The sequence below is a fragment of the Mycobacterium sp. 852002-10029_SCH5224772 genome (assembly GCF_001667315.1).
Classification (GTDB): Bacteria; Actinomycetota; Actinomycetes; order Mycobacteriales; family Mycobacteriaceae; genus Mycobacterium.
Genome location: NZ_LZHT01000051.1, coordinates 23,895 through 39,199, shown reverse-complemented (window position 1 = coordinate 39,199; position 15,305 = coordinate 23,895). Strand labels below are relative to the sequence as shown.

Sequence of the window (15,305 nt, the reverse complement as noted above, 5' to 3'; positions counted from 1 at the left end):
CTGAACAGGGGACGCCCGAGGCGGTACAACCCCACCGGCACCAACTCGTCGCTGCCGTACCTGGTGAGGTCGCGCCGTAGCAAGTCGAGATAGGCGGATCTGGTATCGAGGAACGGAGATCGCATGTCACGATCGGTCACGGTCACAGTTGCCCCCTGGTTCACATCAAAGACGGGCTCACCGCCGACCCATCCCGCCCCTACCGGGGAGTAGCAACCATCATAGGCGTTAATTAGCACTGCCTCGGCTACCGCCGGTCACGCGCGCAGGACCTCTTAGCGGCGTCCCGCCTGTCCAACGGCGGGACGGCCCGATTCGTTCAATGGAGCGTCCGCCTCGGGCCGCTCGCCGATCCACTCCAGCAGCGCGCCCAGACCGTCGTCGAGCGTCCACTTCGGGTGCCAGCCGAGCTCGTTGATCGCAGGCTCGATGTCGCAGCTCGCGGCGCGCACGTCGCCGTCGCGGAATTTCGGGACGACGGTCGGTTCGGGCGCGCCACACATGGCGGCGATCTTGTTGGCCAGCTCGTGGATGGTGGTGGCATGGCCGGACCCGATGTCGAGACAGCGCGGCTGCGTTGCGGGGCGCTGGACCGCGGCGAACAGCGCGTCGACGACAGCGTCGATGTAGACGAAATCGCGGACGATCCGCCCGTCTTCGTAGACCTCCAGTGCACGTCCCTGGCGCGCCAGCCGCGCGAAGAGGGCGACGATTCCGGTGTACGAATTGGTCAGCGACTGGCCCGGGCCGTAGACGTTCTGCAACCGCAGCACGCTGAGGTTGGTGTCGTGCGCGGATGTCCATGCGGCCAACAGGTGTTCCTGGGCGAGCTTGGTCGCCGCGTACACGTTGGTGGGCCGGGGTTCAGTTCGGTCCGCGCGGCTCGGCAGCGGCACCGCCCGCTCACCGGCGGGACCCTGGGGATCCCAGACACGCGCGACGAGCTGCGCGTGGCTACGGGGACGCGGGTAGAAGATCTGTGAGCCGGACTGCCAGGAGCCCTCGCCATACACCGCCCTGGAGGACGCCAGGACGAGCTGTTCGGGCACGAGTCCCGAACGGCTCAAGGCGTCGAGCAGCTGAGTGGTCCCGACGACGTTCACCGAGCCGTGCCGCGTCGCCTCCGACAGCGATTGCGCGGTCCCCGTCTCGGCGGCCAGGTGGACGATTTGGGAAGGACGGAATAGCCGCAACACCGCGTCGAAGTCGGGCGCGTGCGTGACGTCCCCGGTGAACAACCGCACCGACGGCGCCAACTCGATCGGCCGATCTCCCCCGTGCACCTGCGGATGCAGGACGTCCATCACGGCGACCTCGCATCCGTCCTCGACGAGACGACGTGCCAGCGCCGACCCGATGAATCCTGCGCCACCGGTGATGAGCACGGACGCTGACACGAATCGACGCCTCCCTTTCGGATGCCGAGGAAATAAGCGACCGGCACACATCGCCGATATCGCGGTCCGGTCGATCATATCGGGGACTGCCCGCCCGGCCGCAGCAAATGCGCGAAAGGCGGCGCTATGCCCAAGTCCCCCTGTGCCGGTGGGCCATTGCCATGGCCTCCATCACCGGCCTCGCGACGAGGGGCCGGAAGAGCCGGAACAGCATGCTGTTGGACAAGCCGTGAAAATCCTCGTACGCCTTACGGAAATCGCGCTCACTTGCCCGGTAGGACTCGAAAACGCGGTCCAACGTTGACATGTCGATGGGGTCGTCCCGCGCGGCCTCGCGGAGCGCTTCGTAGACCGTGGAAATCCAGTCAGCGCCAAAAAGATCCGTCGTCGGGCCGCAGTGCCGCTGCCGATGCAAGCCGGGGGTGAGAAACTTTTCGATCGCGTCCTCGTCCTGGGCATGCAACTCGACCGGCAGCTCCGTGGAAATGCGCTTCATTTCCCGGCGCCAGTCCTCGAGAAGGTTCGCGTAGTCGACGAATACCCGCGGTACGCCGCGCGTGTTTCGCTCCGCCAGGATGTTGCATTTCAACCACAGGGCGCTCGCGAGTGCGGGAGAGACACGCCAGGACTTCACGATCGACGAAATGACCTCTTGCGGATGGCGAACCGCGATCACCGACGCGACGTCGAACCCGGCCACGCGTGCCGCGTCGAACCACAGGCCGGACAGCGTGGTGATCCGCGGTTCTTTGATCACGACGAGCGGCGCCGCCGGCAACGTGGACAGATACTCCGCGACTTTGGCGACGCAGGCCTTGTTCTCTCGGTTGGACGAATCGTCATCCAGAAAGCGAAGCGACGGGTCGTACCAGTTGGTGCCGAGACGGCGCAGGATCGTTTCGTTGAGCGAGATGGCCGCTCGCGGTTCCCAATACCCGAGCGGATTGTCGGCGTCGGCGCCCAGCATCGCGGCCGGGAGCGTGCCACCGCACAGCGAGAGCACCCGCGTCAGCGCCGATGTCCCCGAGCGTTGCGGGCCCAGCACGAACAGGGTCACCGGGCGTTTCCCGATGCCGAGGGGGTTGGAGGAAGTGGCAGCGTCTTCGACGGGCTTGGTCATCTGGGCCAATCTCATCGTGCATCCAAACCTTTCACTGGCCGTGCAGCTGAGCGAATTTCGGAGTTCGATTGATATCCATGGGTTTCCGATTTGGGGAACGGGCGATCAACGCGCGCAGCAACAATTCGGAATCGCCACAGTCACGCCCACCACGATGACAGCACGCTAAAGCGCAGCCTGCTCAACACCTTTGGCAAAGAGGAGAGAATCTGCCTCGCCCCTCATGCGGAATCAGGCTTGACGTGTGACCGGCAACTTCTGCCCCCTGGTGAGAACCATCGAATCATTGCGCCCGCTAAGGACTATAGCCAGACGCAAACGATCACGGTGCCGTTTTTACGAAACTGTCTTGCTTGCTTGACCTTTGGGGGGCTTGGCCCTAGGCCTGATAGCGGGCCGGGCTGTGCGGCGGATCGCAAGCTTACAATCGGCGCCATCCTCAGGAGAAACGGCTGAGCATTATATATAGTATTGGCTCCTGCCGCCTGGGAGATATTGAAGGAACCAAGGTTTCACGATTGCAGGTCGGGCGACGAACGCACCGATGCCAGGCGAGCGGCGTGACGGCTCACCGGGAGCAGGCCTGGGCTCTCCCGCGGAAGTCAACCTTCGGCCGGGGCTGACGGGTGAAACGGCGCTTTGGCAAGGCCGCGGATGCCGCTGTTGTCGAGCATGCGCTCACAAACAGAGACAGCGGTCTCCGCCTCTTGGAATGGCCGGCAGGGCCGCCGTGGTAATGAGTAAAAGCCTCGTCTAAGCCGCTTTCGTGATAAGTAGTGACGATGACGACATGGCGAGAAAAAGTCAGCTTCCTCGTGTCACGGCTCTACCGACCATCCGGGGATGCGGCTGAGGAATACCTGAAGTGGTATTTCGGCAACCTGGTGTGGCAGCAGACCAAGTGGCTGGGCGTTAACTCCTGGAAGTCAGTAACCGATCTTTGGAACTACCAGGAGATCCTGTTCGACGTCAAGCCCTCGCTGGTGATCGAATTCGGCACACGTCACGGCGGCTCCGCGGTGTTTTATGCCAGCATCATGCGCCTGATCGGCCAACCCTTCAAAGTCTTTTCGGTGGACATCTCCTTCAGCGCCCTTGATCCCGAAGCCCGCCGCTGCCCCGAGATCGAGTTCGTAGAATCGTCGTCCACGGAGCCGGCAATCGCGGAGCGTATTCGGCAGCTGAAAGCCGAGTACCCGGGCAAGATCTTTGCGATCCTGGATAGCGACCACACCAAGGATCACGTACTAGCCGAGATGAAAATGCTGCGGCCGCTGCTGTCCGCCGGCGACTATCTTCTGGTCGAAGATTCCTGCGTGAACGGGCATCCGATCATGCCCGGATTCGGGCCGGGCCCCTACGAGGCCATCGAGGCGTACGAGCAGGAGTTCCCGAGCGATTACACCCACGATTATGAGCGTGAGAAAAAATTCGGGTGGACTCTGGCGCCCAATGGATACCTGATCCGCAAGTAATCGAGGCCCTGCCGAAAGCAATGCTGGGCCTAGTTAACTCGGTGACGCCGCGCGTCGTGAATTCCGATCACTCGCCGACTACGCCCAGGCTCCGCTGCGTCGGTGAACCATCGCGGCGACCTCGAGGATCCGCTTCACGATGAACGGCCTGAACACCCGGCGAACGATGCTGTTGGTTCGGGCGTGGAATTCCGTGAAGGCCATGCGGAAATCACGTTCGCCGGCCTGATACGACTCGAAGACCCGGTCGAGGGTCGATACGCGCAGGGGATAGTCCTGCGCGGCCCCGTGCAGTGCCTCATAGACGGCGGAGATCCAGTCCGCACCGAAAAGGTCCGCCACCGGGCCGCCGTAGCGCTGGCGACGAAGGTCGGGAGTGAGAAACTCCTCGACGGCACTCTCGTCGGCCGAGTCCAGATCGATGTCGAGCGTCGCGGCAATGCGCTTCACCTCTCGGTGCCAGTCGTCGAGGAGGTTGCCGTAGTCGACGAACACGCGCGGCATACCGCGGGTGTGCCGCTCGGCGAGCAGGTTGTATTTGAGCCATAACGCGCTCGACAGTTCCGGCGAGGTGTCGACGTACTTGGCCGCCGAGGCGACGACCTCTTGCGGGTGGCGCACCGCGATCACGGCGGCCAGGTCGAAGCCGACCTGGCGCGCCGCCTCAAACCAGAGGCCGGACAGCGCCGTGATCCTCGGTTCCTTGATGACCACCAGCGGCGCCGCCGGCAGCGTGCCGAGATACTCGGCGATCTCCGCGATACAGGCGGCCTTTTCCTCGGCCCCGAACGCGCACTCCTCCTGCAGGCGCAGCGTCGGGTCGTACCAGTTGCTGTCGTGGCGGCGCAGGATCGTTTCGTTGAGCATGATCGCCGCGCGCGGCTCCCAATAACCGCGCGGGTTGTTCCCGTCGGCGCCGCACATTCCGGCCGGGAGCGTGCTACCGCACAGCGACAAGACCCGGGTAAGCGCCGACGTCCCGGACCGCGCCATGCCCAGCACGAACAGTGCAACCGGACGGACCGCGGTTCCAGAGCGGGCGGAACGCTGCGGGAGATCGGCGCCATCGGCGGGTTGGCTCGTCCGGGTAGCTGTCATCGAGGACCAACACCTTTCCGTTGCGCGTCATGTGCGCGTCATGCGGCCCCCGGATCACGGGTCATTATGCATGAATTTGCCATTTCTGGGGCAAAGATCGATTACATGCGCCCGGCATTAACCGTCAGCGACCCAGAAGACGCCCTCGGCAACGTAAATTCGCTGGTCAAAGGCGATATTAAATATCTCTAGATAAAGGTGAGATCGAGCGTTATGCGGCCAAATCCGCAAAAAAGCATTAGTCGCCTGGGCCGGCGTGCGCCGGCGGCTGCGCCTCTGCGACCACACCGTCCAACCCACGCGCTTTGCGCTTGAAGCGGTATTTGAGCGCGAGCGCACGCTTTTCCACCAGGAACCAGCTCATTGCGGCCAACGGAAGGGTGGCGGTGGCGGCAACAACGGCAAACGGGACCGGAGGCAAGAAGCCGAGCCCGCAGATCACCAGCAACTGCTGCAGGGGCCAGGCATAGATGTAGACGCCGTACGAGAGGTCCGTGCGTAATCGCAAGCGCTGGTTGTGAATCAGCGCACCCGAAACGACGACGGCATAGGCCAAGGGGATAGCGGCGAGCACCCGATAGTTCGGCACCAGCAAGCCGGCCCCCACCACGATGGCTGCGCTTACGGCGACGAGCGACCACCGGGCGGGAATCATGTCCTGGAACTGATGCAGCAGCGCTCCCGCGGCGAAGACGAGGGCGAAACGCGTGATCATCTGCGGGATCGTCTCCACCGCACCCACGGGGTAAGAAACGAGCGCTGCGCCCACCAGGAAGAGCGCGAACACCACCGGAGCGGGCCAGCGGCGGTTGAGGAGTCCGGCGACGCCGGCAACGGCAACCGCGATATAGCAAAGGAATTCGAATATGAGGGTCCACAGCACCCCGTCCCACACGCCTGGGAACGGAACGTTGCGCGGCGTTCCGTCGATACCGGTGTGATACACGTTCAATACGGCGTTGTTCAGCACGTACTGAATCGGCGCGGAAGACAACAGCAGCTTGGCGGGCGAACCTCCCTGGATCGCCACACTGAGCGGGGCGATCACGAAGGCCACCACGGCCACGCAGACCCAGAGCCCCGGAAAGATGCGCAGGATCCGGGCCACGAAATACTCGCGCAGCTTCGGGTTGCGCACCCAGCTCGCCGTGATGAGGAACCCCGATATCGCGAAGAACCCGTCGACCCAGACCTGGGTGAGCAGCTGCTCAATCGGCGGATAGATCTTGCGGCCTGTCAGCGACCAGGAGTGTTGCAGGATCACGCCCGACGCCAGCACCAATCGCCAAGCGTTCAGTGCGTTATTTCGGGTATCGAATGCCTGGGCGAGCGTCGGGCCCGCCGACCGGCGCCGCCTTGGCCGGCGGCTGACGGTTGCATTTGGGCCAGAAACTGTCGGGTTCGCGCTCACCTGAGCGATTTCCGTTGCCCGGCGCCAGGGCACCTGTATCGCAGCCCAGTCATCGCCCACACCCGCGAATCCCGGATTACCGGCCCCCCTGTCGGGCAACGCCGCGGGAATCCGCAGGAAATGTCCTGAGCAAACATCCGCACAGATTACAACGCCTGCATATGACCGCCCAGGGGCGGGTTAAACGCCGTCGTCGGATCGGCCGGCCGGCTTAACCTGGTCATTTGACGGCCCTTCGTGCCGTCCGTGCAAAGGGCGAAGCCTTCGGGGGCATCAGCCGGCGACGGCGCCCGGTTCGCGGAACGGTGCCCCGAACTCGGTGACTGGGCGGAAGCCGCGCTTGCGTGCCTTTTCCGCGGCCCTGCGGATCAGCGCATAAATCCCCACGAAGGCCGCATGGTCGGTCATCACCAGCGGCGTCAGCAACCGGTTGTGCACCAGCGAGAACGCCACCCCCGAGGCGGGGTCGGCCCACCCGACCGAACCGCCCATCCCCACGTGACCGAACCCCGGCATCACGCCGCCGATCGGCAGACTGTGATAACCCAAGTGAAAAGCCAACGGCACGTAGATGTTTCGGTCCGGCCGCAGGCTACGCTGACCCGTCAGGCCCGCCACCAGCTCGCGGGAGAGGAATCGGATGCCGTCGACCTCGCCGCCGTTGGCGATGGCGCCGTACATCCGCGCCAGGCCACGCGCCGTCGCCACCCCGTTGGCCGCCGGCATCTCGGCATCCAGCAGCGGGGTGTCGCCCTGAACCGCGGCGACCATCCCCGGGAAGTAAATCGACCGGAATCCACCGGAGAGCTCGTTGGCGACCTTGCGGGAGACGTAGTTGACGAGCGAACTGCCCAGCAGGTTCTGCGGCGCGACGATCTCGGCGACCCGCGTCGGCGAGCCGGTCGGCGGCCGGCCCAGGTACAGGCCGTCGACACCCAGCGGTTCGGCGAGCTCTTCGCGGATCAGCGTGCGCATGCCCTTGCCGGTCACGGCGCGGCCGAGACCCGACATTAGCCAGCCGAAGGTCAGCGCGTGGTACGCCGATTTGCCCAACAGCCGCCCGGGAGCCGCGGCGGCCAGCCGCTCCTCCATCGCAAGGTGATCGAGCAGGTCTTCCTTGCTGGCGCCGCGCAGGCCCGAGAGGCCGGCCTGGTGCCGCATCACCTGGCGCACCGTCATGTCGGCCTTGCCGTTGGCCGCGAACTCCGGCCAGTACTCGGCCACCGGAGCTTCGTAGTCGATCAGCCCCCGGTCAGCGAGTCGGTGGATGACTGTGGCGGCCATCCCCTTGGTCGCGGAGAACACCATCGGAGCGGTGTTCTCCGACCACGGCCGCTCACCGCCCCGGTCGGCAAAGCCCGTCCAGACGTCCACGACGGGCTGGCCATCGACATACACGGCCAACGCCCCGCCACCGAACCGGCGGGCGGGAAACATACTGGAAAAGCTGCGAACGACGCACCCGAAGTGTGAGTCCGCCGCGCCGGACACACGGTGACCTGCGTCAAGGTCATCGTGGACACGGACCGCGCGGCGATTGACTCGGCTATCCACCGTCACACTTTTGAATTTACTTGGATTACACGCCCGGTAGGAGCGAAATCCTCAGTATTTACCGATCCGTTAGCCCGACGCGGCCGTCAATATTTGCTGGGCCGCCAAAGCGGGAGTTAGCTCCCCCGCCTTGACCTTTCGCTCCACGTCGGCCCGGATTTTGCGCACCGCCGGGTTGGACGCCAGCCGGTCCAAAACCGCGTCGCGCACCATTTGCCACGTCCAGTCGACCAGCTGTCCGCGGCGGCGCGCCTCGAACTCCCCCGCCTCGCTGAGCACCTCGCGATGACGTTCCACGGCCTCCCACAGTTCGCGCAGGCCGGTCCCCTCGGCCGCGCTCATCGTGAGAACCGGCGGTCGCCAGAGGGTTTCGCGCGGATAGATCAACCTGATGACCCCGGACAGCTCGCGCGCGGCCGACCGGGCCTCGCCGAGGTGCTTCCCGTCGGCCTTGTTCACCACGACGACATCGGCCAGCTCCAGCACGCCCTTCTTGATGCCCTGCAGCTGGTCGCCGCCGCGCGCCAGGGTCAGCAACACGAAGGTGTCGACCATGTTGGCCACGGTCACCTCGGACTGACCGACGCCGACGGTCTCGATCAGGATCACGTCGAAACCGGCGGCCTCCAGCAGCACCGACGTTTCGCGGGTGGCCTTGGCCACCCCACCCAGGGTGCCCGAGGTGGGCGAGGGCCGAATGTATGCATCCGGGTGCATCGCCAGGCGCGCCATCCGGGTTTTGTCGCCGAGGATCGAGCCGCCGGTGCGCGTCGACGACGGGTCGACGGCCAACACCGCCACGCGATGGCCCAGCTCGATCAGATGCATGCCGAGGGCCTCGATGGTGGTGGACTTGCCCACCCCGGGGATCCCGGTGATGCCAACGCGATACGCGTTACCCGTGTCCGGCGTCAGCTCCAGCAGCAGTTGCTGCGCCGTCTCGCGATGGTCGGCGCGGGTGGACTCCAGCAGGGTGATGGCGCGCGGCAGCGCCGCGCGGTCACCGTCGCGCACCGCCTTGGCCAGCTGTTCTGGGTTCATTTCCGCACCGTGAGACTGCAACTGGCGACGCATTTCCCGAGTAGCACTGTCGGTCGTTGCAGTCTCGCCGCGATCATTAGAGGTCGTAACCCAGCCGGTCAGCGAGCTTGTGCAGCAAGCCGATCGCGGCGTCGGCGATCACCGTGCCGGGCGGGAAGATGGCGGCGGCCCCGGCCTCGTACAGCGCGTCGAAGTCGCCGGGCGGGATGACGCCGCCCACCACGATCATGATGTCGGGCCGCCCCACCTCGGCCATCGCCTCGCGCAGCGCGGGCACCAGCGTCAGGTGACCGGCCGCCAGTGAGGACACCCCGACGACGTGCACGTCGTTGTCGGCGGCCTGACGGGCCACCTCCTCGGGCGTGGAGAACAGCGAACCGACGTCGACGTCGAAGCCGATGTCGGCGAACGCCGTCGCGATCACCTTCTGGCCCCGGTCGTGGCCGTCCTGGCCCATCTTGGCCACCAGAATCCTGGGCCGGCGGCCGTCGGCGTCGGCGAACTTCTCGACGAGTTCGGTTGCGCTGGCCATGTTTTCGGCCTTTCCAGCTTCGTCGCGGTAGACGCCGGCGATGGTACGGATCTCCGCCTGGTGACGGCCGTACACCTTCTCCAGCGCGTCGGAGATCTCGCCGACGGTGGCCTTGGCGCGGGCCGCGTCGATGGCCAGCGCCAGCAGGTTGTTGCCCAGCCCGTCCTCCCCGACGCGACCATGCGCGGCCGCGGCGCGCGACAACTCCGCCAGCGCGGCGTCGACGGCCTGTTGGTCGCGGCTTTCCCGCAGGTCCTTCAGCTTGGCCAGTTGCTCGGCACGCACCCGGCTGTTCTCGACCTTGAGGACCTCGACCTCCTGGTCCTCCTCGACCTGGTACTTGTTGATCCCGATCACCGGCTGGGTCCCGGAGTCGATGCGGGCCTGCGTGCGCGCGGCCGCCTCCTCGATGCGCAGCTTGGGGATTCCGTCGCTGATGGCCTGGGCCATGCCGCCGTGCTCGGTGACCTCGGCAATATGGGCGCGGGCCTTTTGCGCGAGCTGATGGGTCAGCCACTCCACGTAGTACGAGCCCGCCCACGGGTCGATGGGCCGCGTGGTGCCCGACTCCTGCTGCAACAACAGTTGGGTGTTGCGGGCGATGCGCGCCGAGAAGTCGGTGGGCAGGGCCAGCGCCTCGTCCAACGCGTTGGTGTGCAGCGACTGCGTGTGCCCCTGGGTGGCGGCCATCGCCTCGATGCAGGTGCGGGCGACGTTGTTGAAGGCGTCCTGCGCGGTCAGCGACCAGCCCGAGGTCTGCGAATGTGTGCGCAGCGACAGCGATTTGGCGTTCTTCGGGTGGAATTGGCTGACCAGCTCGCTCCACAGCAGGCGGCCCGCGCGCAGCTTGGCGACTTCCATGAAGAAGTTCATCCCGATGCCCCAGAAGAAGGACAGCCGGGGCGCGAACTTGTCGATGTCCAGCTCGGCGTCCAGGCCGGCCTTGATGTAGTCGACCCCGTCGGCCAGCGTGTAGGCCAGCTCCAAATCCGCTGTGGCGCCGGCCTCCTGGATGTGGTAGCCGGAGATCGAGATGGAGTTGAACTTGGGCATCTTGGCGCTGGTGTAGGCGAAGATGTCGGAGATGATGCGCATCGACGGCTTGGGCGGATAGATGTAGGTGTTGCGCACCATGAATTCTTTGAGGATGTCGTTCTGGATGGTGCCGGCCAGCTTCTCCGGCGGAACCCCCTGCTCCTCGGCGGCCACCACGTACAGCGCCAGGATCGGCAACACCGCGCCGTTCATGGTCATCGACACCGACACCGTCGACAGGTCGATTCCGTCGAACAGCTGCCGCATGTCGAGGATGGAATCGATTGCCACACCCGCCATTCCGACGTCACCCTGCACGCGCGGGTGGTCGGAGTCGTACCCGCGGTGGGTGGCCAGGTCGAAGGCCACCGACAGACCCTTCTGGCCTGCCGCCAGATTGCGGCGGTAGAAGGCGTTCGACTCGGCCGCGGTGGAGAAGCCGGCGTATTGCCGAATCGTCCACGGCTGGTTGACATACATCGTCGGGTAGGGCCCGCGCACGAACGGCGGTTCGCCGGGGAAACTGTGCAGCGGATACCCGTCGTCCTCGACGGCGGCGCGGTCGGCGGCGATGTAGACCGGTTTGACCTCGATGTCTTCCGGTGTGTGCCATTGCAATTGATCGGGCGTGTACCAGTGCGCGGCCGCGGCGGCGGCGACGTGCTCCGCGACGGCGGCTTCGGTCGCCGGCGCGATAGTCCGCTCGCTGTGCAGCGGCACGTCGGCGAAGCTGCCGACAGCAGGTGCGGTGGTCGTCATCGTACTTACGCCCCCAGCCTTGTGAGCAGATCCGACAGTGCTTCGACCGCATTGATTTTCGCGGTCAGGAATTGGTCCGGTTGATGCTCGGCGCCGGCCACGGCTTTCTCGGGTCCGGCGAGATAAACCCTGGAGACGCCCGCGCTGTGGGCCGCGTGCACGATGCCGGACGCCTCGTCCTGGTAGCGCTTGTCGGTGCCGCAGATGACCGCCACCGCCGGCGTCCCCGCTTCGGCCACCGCCGCCGCGACACCGGCGGCATCGACGGTTCCCGGGTTGACCGCCTCGATGCCCCCGGATGCCAACAGGTTGGAGGCGAACGTCGCGCGAATGTTGTTCTCCGCCAGCGGCCCCAGGGGCAGCAACAGCGCCTGGGGGCGCGAGCCGGTGCGGGCGACGAAGGCGTCGGAGCGATCGCGCAGGGTTTCGAAGTCCGCGGCGTAGCGCACCAGCTTTCCGGCGGCCAGCGGCGAATACGACGAGTCGCTTTGCGGTAGTGGCGGTTCGGTGAGGTTCGGGAATTCGTTGACGCCGGTGATCGCGGTGCGGCGGTGCGCGATGTCGTCGCTGCGCCGGGCCGCGACCTCGGCGATCTGGCCGGCGATGAAGTCGACCGCCTCGGTGAATCCGCCGTGCGCCGCCCGCGCTTCAATGGCCTGGAAATGCTGCCAGGCCTGCTCGGCCAGCCGGGCGGTGAGGTCCTCCACGAACCACGATCCGCCGGCCGGGTCCAGCACGCGGCCCACGTGTGACTCTTCGAGCAGCAGCAGCTGGGTGTTTCGCGCGATGCGTCGCGCGAAACTTGTTGCTACGTCCGGGAATCCGCCGTCGATCGCCACGTCGAACGGGAACACCAGCAGCGAGTCGGCGCCGCCGACGCCGGCGCCGAAGGCGGCCAGCGTGCAGCGCAGCATGTTCACCCACGGATCGCGCTGGGTCATCATCGGCAGCGAGGTCTCGGCGTGGATGACGGCCGCACCGGAATCGGGCTCGCCGACCACCTCGGCGACCCGCGCCCACAAGTTGCGCGCGGCGCGGAACTTCGCGATCGTCATGAATTGGTCGTCGTCGGCGGCAAACCGGAAGCTGATCTGCCGCAACGCCTTTCCGATCGGCATCCCCGCCTCGGTGAGCACCCGCAGGTAACTCACCGCCGCCGCGACGCCGGCGCCCAGTTCCCACGTCGCGTTGGCGCCGAGATTGTGCAAGGCGGGCCCGTCGACGGTGATCGCGCGCACGCCGGTGTGCTCGGCGGCCCGCGTGGCGACCGCGACCACGTCCTCGATCTTCGGGGCGGGCCGCTCGCTGAGCGCAGCGGTCAGCGGGTCGCCGCCCAGGTCGATCGACAGGGTGGCGCGCTGGTCGGGTTCCACCTCGTCGGCCAGCGCCAACACGACGTCACTGGCCGCCGCGTAGTCGGCGCCGGATTCGATGATCAGCGGCGCCATGCTCAGGTAGACACCGTGCAGCGTCTCCGCCAACTGGTCGGGCGCCACACCCGACTCGCCAATCCGCAGGACCAGGGCGCTGGCTCCGTTGCCGAGCGCGTCGAGCACCGCGGAGTTGACGTCGGATGCCGCGACGCCGGGCACCGGGGTGGCCGGGAATGCCTCGGCAACCCGCCAGCCGGTCTTGACGTCGCGCAGCGCGTCGCCGCCCCGCACGTAGGGCCACTCGCCCGGTAGCGGCGGCTCGGGCAGCTCGTCGAGGGCGGTGTAGAGCGCGCGGATCGCAATCCCGTCATACGTCGGGGTTTCCAGCAGCCGCTCCGGCGCGTCCCCCAACTGCTCGGGGTCCTTCCGGGTGCTTTTGGCCAGCACTCCGGCGACCGCACTGCGCCAACGCCCGCGAACCTGTTCTAGGCCGGCGAGCTCGGGTACATCAATGGACACCGATTGCTCCCTTTTCCCAGCATTTGGGCTACAGCTTTGGGGATACCACTTAGCTATTGAGGCTAATTGATGGGAGCTCTCCGCTAAAAACCGCCAGGTGCGGCGAGCGGGCGCGGCTCGGGAAGAAACGCCAGCCGGGGGAAACGCCCAATTCATCCGGGCCCCGTACCCTTATATGCCGTGACGGCTTCCGCCACCAGCAAAATCACCGCGACGCTTCGCGATCTCGGCTGCGCCATTCGCGCGGCGGCGCGCAGCGTCTCTCGGTCGCGGATCGTGTGGACAGTGGTGGGCATCACAGCGCTGCTGGTGGTGGCGTTGTTGCTGCCGCTGCCCTCGCCGGTGCAGATGCGCGACTGGGCGCAGTCTCTGGGACCGTGGTTTCCGCTCGCGTTCTTGGTCGCACACATCGTGGTGACGGTGGTGCCCATTCCGCGGACCGTGTTCACGCTGGCGGCAGGGCTGCTCTTCGGCCCGCTCCTGGGTGTCGCCATCGCGGTGGTCGCCAGCACGACGAGCGCGATGATCGCCATGCTGCTGGTGCGCGCGGCCGGGTGGCGGTTGAACCGCCTGGTGCGCCACCGATCGATCGACACCGTCGAGGAGCGGCTGCGGCGGCGGGGCTGGCTGGCCATCGTCTCGCTGCGATTGATTCCCGCGGTGCCGTTCTCGGCCCTCAACTATGCCGCCGGTGCGTCGAGCGTGCGGGTGCTGCCGTATGCCTTGGCGACGCTGGCCGGATTGCTGCCCGGCACCACCGCCGTCGTCGTGCTCGGCGACGCGCTGGCCGGTCACCCCAGCTCGCTGCTGTACCTGGTGTCGGCCGTGACCAGCGCGCTGGGCCTGGCGGGCTTGATCATCGAGGTCCGCCACTTCCGCCGGCACCACCGCCGCGCGCACCATCCCGTCGACGACGAACGCTCCCCCGAGCCGGCCACCATCAGCTGATCGACCAACTCTGTCGAGACCGCCGCGCGATGCGGCAAAGATCGATCTAATGGGGGCGTGTACGCGCTGGAGTTCGCCAGCTGGGGGTCGACGTACTCGCCGGCTCGTACCGTCGCGCTCCCGCTCAGCGCCCTCGTGTTGGCGGTGCTCGCCGTGTTGGGCTTCCTGCCCAGCCGCAGCCAGCGGCGTCGCAGGCCGAAGACACGTGCGTTCGCCGACCTATTGCCGCAGCGCGCCAAACTGCACACCGCATTGCTCACCGTCGCGGCGGTGTGCAGCACCGCCGCCCTGGTGGCGGCCATCTGCCTGTTTCCCAGGGCCGCCACCTCGGCACAGCAGCCTCCCCCGCCACCGCCGCCGTCCCTGGCGCCGATCGATCTGCCCGCGGCCACCGCCATTGGCCCCGGCGCCGGGATCTACGTCGACTACGCCGACGGCTCCGGTGGAATGGGTTGCACCGCAGGGTTCTTGGTGCACACCAGTGGCGGCCAGACCGGGGTTTTCACCGCCGGTCATTGCAATCGTCCCGGCGGGCCGAGCAGGGTGACGATGAACCTGGGCGGGGTGCTTCCCTACACGACGCTGGGCACCTTCACCCAGACGATCAGCGAGGGGGTACACGACGAACAGCACGACATCGGCCTGATCACGCTGGACGGCGACAACGTTCCGCAGTCCTCGGCGATCGCCGCGTCGTTGCCGGTTGCCGGCATCGCCACGAATTTGCAAGTCGGCCAACAGTTGTGCAAGTTCGGCATGGGCTCCGGCGCGGACGCCTGCGGGCAGATCGTCGAGATCACCGGCAGCAAGGTCGTGTTCCTGGCGAGCGGTCAATGCGGCGATTCGGGCGGCCCGGTGTACCGCTACGAGCGCGGCGGCACCGTCAGCGCCGTCGGCATCCTCATCCGCGGCGGTGACCCTTACACCCCCAAAGCCGGGTGCGCGGCCCGCGCCAAATTCTCCGTCGCCGAGTTGGTGCGGCCCTGGCTGGAGCAGTGGCGTCTGACCGCCATCACCGCGCCGGCGTCGCCGGGCTGATGCGC

General features: G+C 66.5%; 11 protein-coding genes and 2 pseudogenes. 4 read left to right on the top strand and 9 right to left on the bottom strand.

From position 1 onward, the window contains the following. The 3 genes and pseudogenes from A5775_RS25360 to A5775_RS11005 all read right to left on the bottom strand — a co-directional run. A pseudogene (locus A5775_RS25360) lies at positions 1-125 on the bottom strand (macrocin O-methyltransferase); the annotation flags it as partial. Positions 126-275: 150 nt separating this feature from the next. Then, entirely contained in the window at positions 276-1,385 is a 1,110-nt protein-coding gene (locus tag A5775_RS11010) for an NAD(P)-dependent oxidoreductase (RefSeq protein ID WP_067251825.1), read from the bottom strand. Between the two features lie 136 nt (positions 1,386-1,521). Then, positions 1,522-2,532: a sulfotransferase family protein gene (locus A5775_RS11005; RefSeq protein WP_067251822.1), complete on the bottom strand. Its 1,011-nt coding sequence runs from the start codon at positions 2,530-2,532 to the stop codon at positions 1,522-1,524. A 767-nt stretch (positions 2,533-3,299) separates the two neighbouring features. Between A5775_RS11005 and A5775_RS11000 the strand changes: the two genes are divergently transcribed. Next, a complete protein-coding gene (locus tag A5775_RS11000) occupies positions 3,300-3,992 on the top strand; it encodes a rhamnosyl O-methyltransferase (RefSeq protein ID WP_067251820.1) in 693 nt (230 codons plus the stop codon). Positions 3,993-4,070: 78 nt separating this feature from the next. Here the strand turns inward: A5775_RS11000 and A5775_RS10995 are convergent, their stop codons facing one another. Beyond that, positions 4,071-4,985, bottom strand: coding sequence for a sulfotransferase family protein (locus A5775_RS10995; protein ID WP_067251817.1), 915 nt, complete (start codon positions 4,983-4,985; stop codon positions 4,071-4,073). Between the two features lie 171 nt (positions 4,986-5,156). Here A5775_RS10995 and A5775_RS26055 point away from each other — a divergent pair, with 171 nt between their 5' ends. Further along, a complete protein-coding gene (locus A5775_RS26055; protein ID WP_255362113.1) occupies positions 5,157-5,282 on the top strand; it encodes a hypothetical protein in 126 nt (41 codons plus the stop codon). A gap of 46 nt (positions 5,283-5,328) precedes the next feature. Here the strand turns inward: A5775_RS26055 and A5775_RS10990 are convergent, their stop codons facing one another. The 5 genes and pseudogenes from A5775_RS10990 to mutA form a co-directional block, all read right to left on the bottom strand. Beyond that, positions 5,329-6,501, bottom strand: coding sequence for an acyltransferase (locus A5775_RS10990; protein ID WP_197512512.1), 1,173 nt, complete (start codon positions 6,499-6,501; stop codon positions 5,329-5,331). Between the two features lie 273 nt (positions 6,502-6,774). Then, positions 6,775-8,061, bottom strand: coding sequence for a serine hydrolase domain-containing protein (locus tag A5775_RS10985; RefSeq protein ID WP_067251815.1), 1,287 nt, complete (start codon positions 8,059-8,061; stop codon positions 6,775-6,777). Between the two features lie 52 nt (positions 8,062-8,113). Next, positions 8,114-9,096: pseudogene (gene meaB / locus A5775_RS10980) on the bottom strand (methylmalonyl Co-A mutase-associated GTPase MeaB). A gap of 76 nt (positions 9,097-9,172) precedes the next feature. Beyond that, positions 9,173-11,422, bottom strand: coding sequence for a methylmalonyl-CoA mutase (gene scpA, locus A5775_RS10975; RefSeq protein ID WP_067251811.1), 2,250 nt, complete (start codon positions 11,420-11,422; stop codon positions 9,173-9,175). Positions 11,423-11,427: 5 nt separating this feature from the next. Further along, on the bottom strand, positions 11,428-13,314 hold the full coding sequence (gene mutA / locus A5775_RS10970; protein WP_067251809.1) for a methylmalonyl-CoA mutase small subunit: 1,887 nt from the start codon (positions 13,312-13,314) through the stop codon (positions 11,428-11,430). 180 nt (positions 13,315-13,494) lie between these two features. Here mutA and A5775_RS10965 point away from each other — a divergent pair, with 180 nt between their 5' ends. Next, on the top strand, positions 13,495-14,262 hold the full coding sequence (locus A5775_RS10965; protein WP_067251806.1) for a TVP38/TMEM64 family protein: 768 nt from the start codon (positions 13,495-13,497) through the stop codon (positions 14,260-14,262). A 57-nt stretch (positions 14,263-14,319) separates the two neighbouring features. After that, a complete protein-coding gene (locus A5775_RS10960; protein WP_067251804.1) occupies positions 14,320-15,300 on the top strand; it encodes an endopeptidase in 981 nt (326 codons plus the stop codon). Positions 15,301-15,305: the final 5 nt, after the last annotated feature.

Coding starts and splice junctions, on each gene's coding strand:
- A5775_RS11005 (WP_067251822.1), bottom strand. CDS start 2,532: ATGAGATTGGCCCAGATGACCAAGCCCGTCGAAGACGCTGCCACTTCC.
- A5775_RS11000 (WP_067251820.1), top strand. CDS start 3,300: ATGACGACATGGCGAGAAAAAGTCAGCTTCCTCGTGTCACGGCTCTAC.
- A5775_RS10995 (WP_067251817.1), bottom strand. CDS start 4,985: ATGGCGCGGTCCGGGACGTCGGCGCTTACCCGGGTCTTGTCGCTGTGC.
- A5775_RS26055 (WP_255362113.1), top strand. CDS start 5,157: ATGCATGAATTTGCCATTTCTGGGGCAAAGATCGATTACATGCGCCCG.
- scpA (WP_067251811.1), bottom strand. CDS start 11,422: ATGACGACCACCGCACCTGCTGTCGGCAGCTTCGCCGACGTGCCGCTG.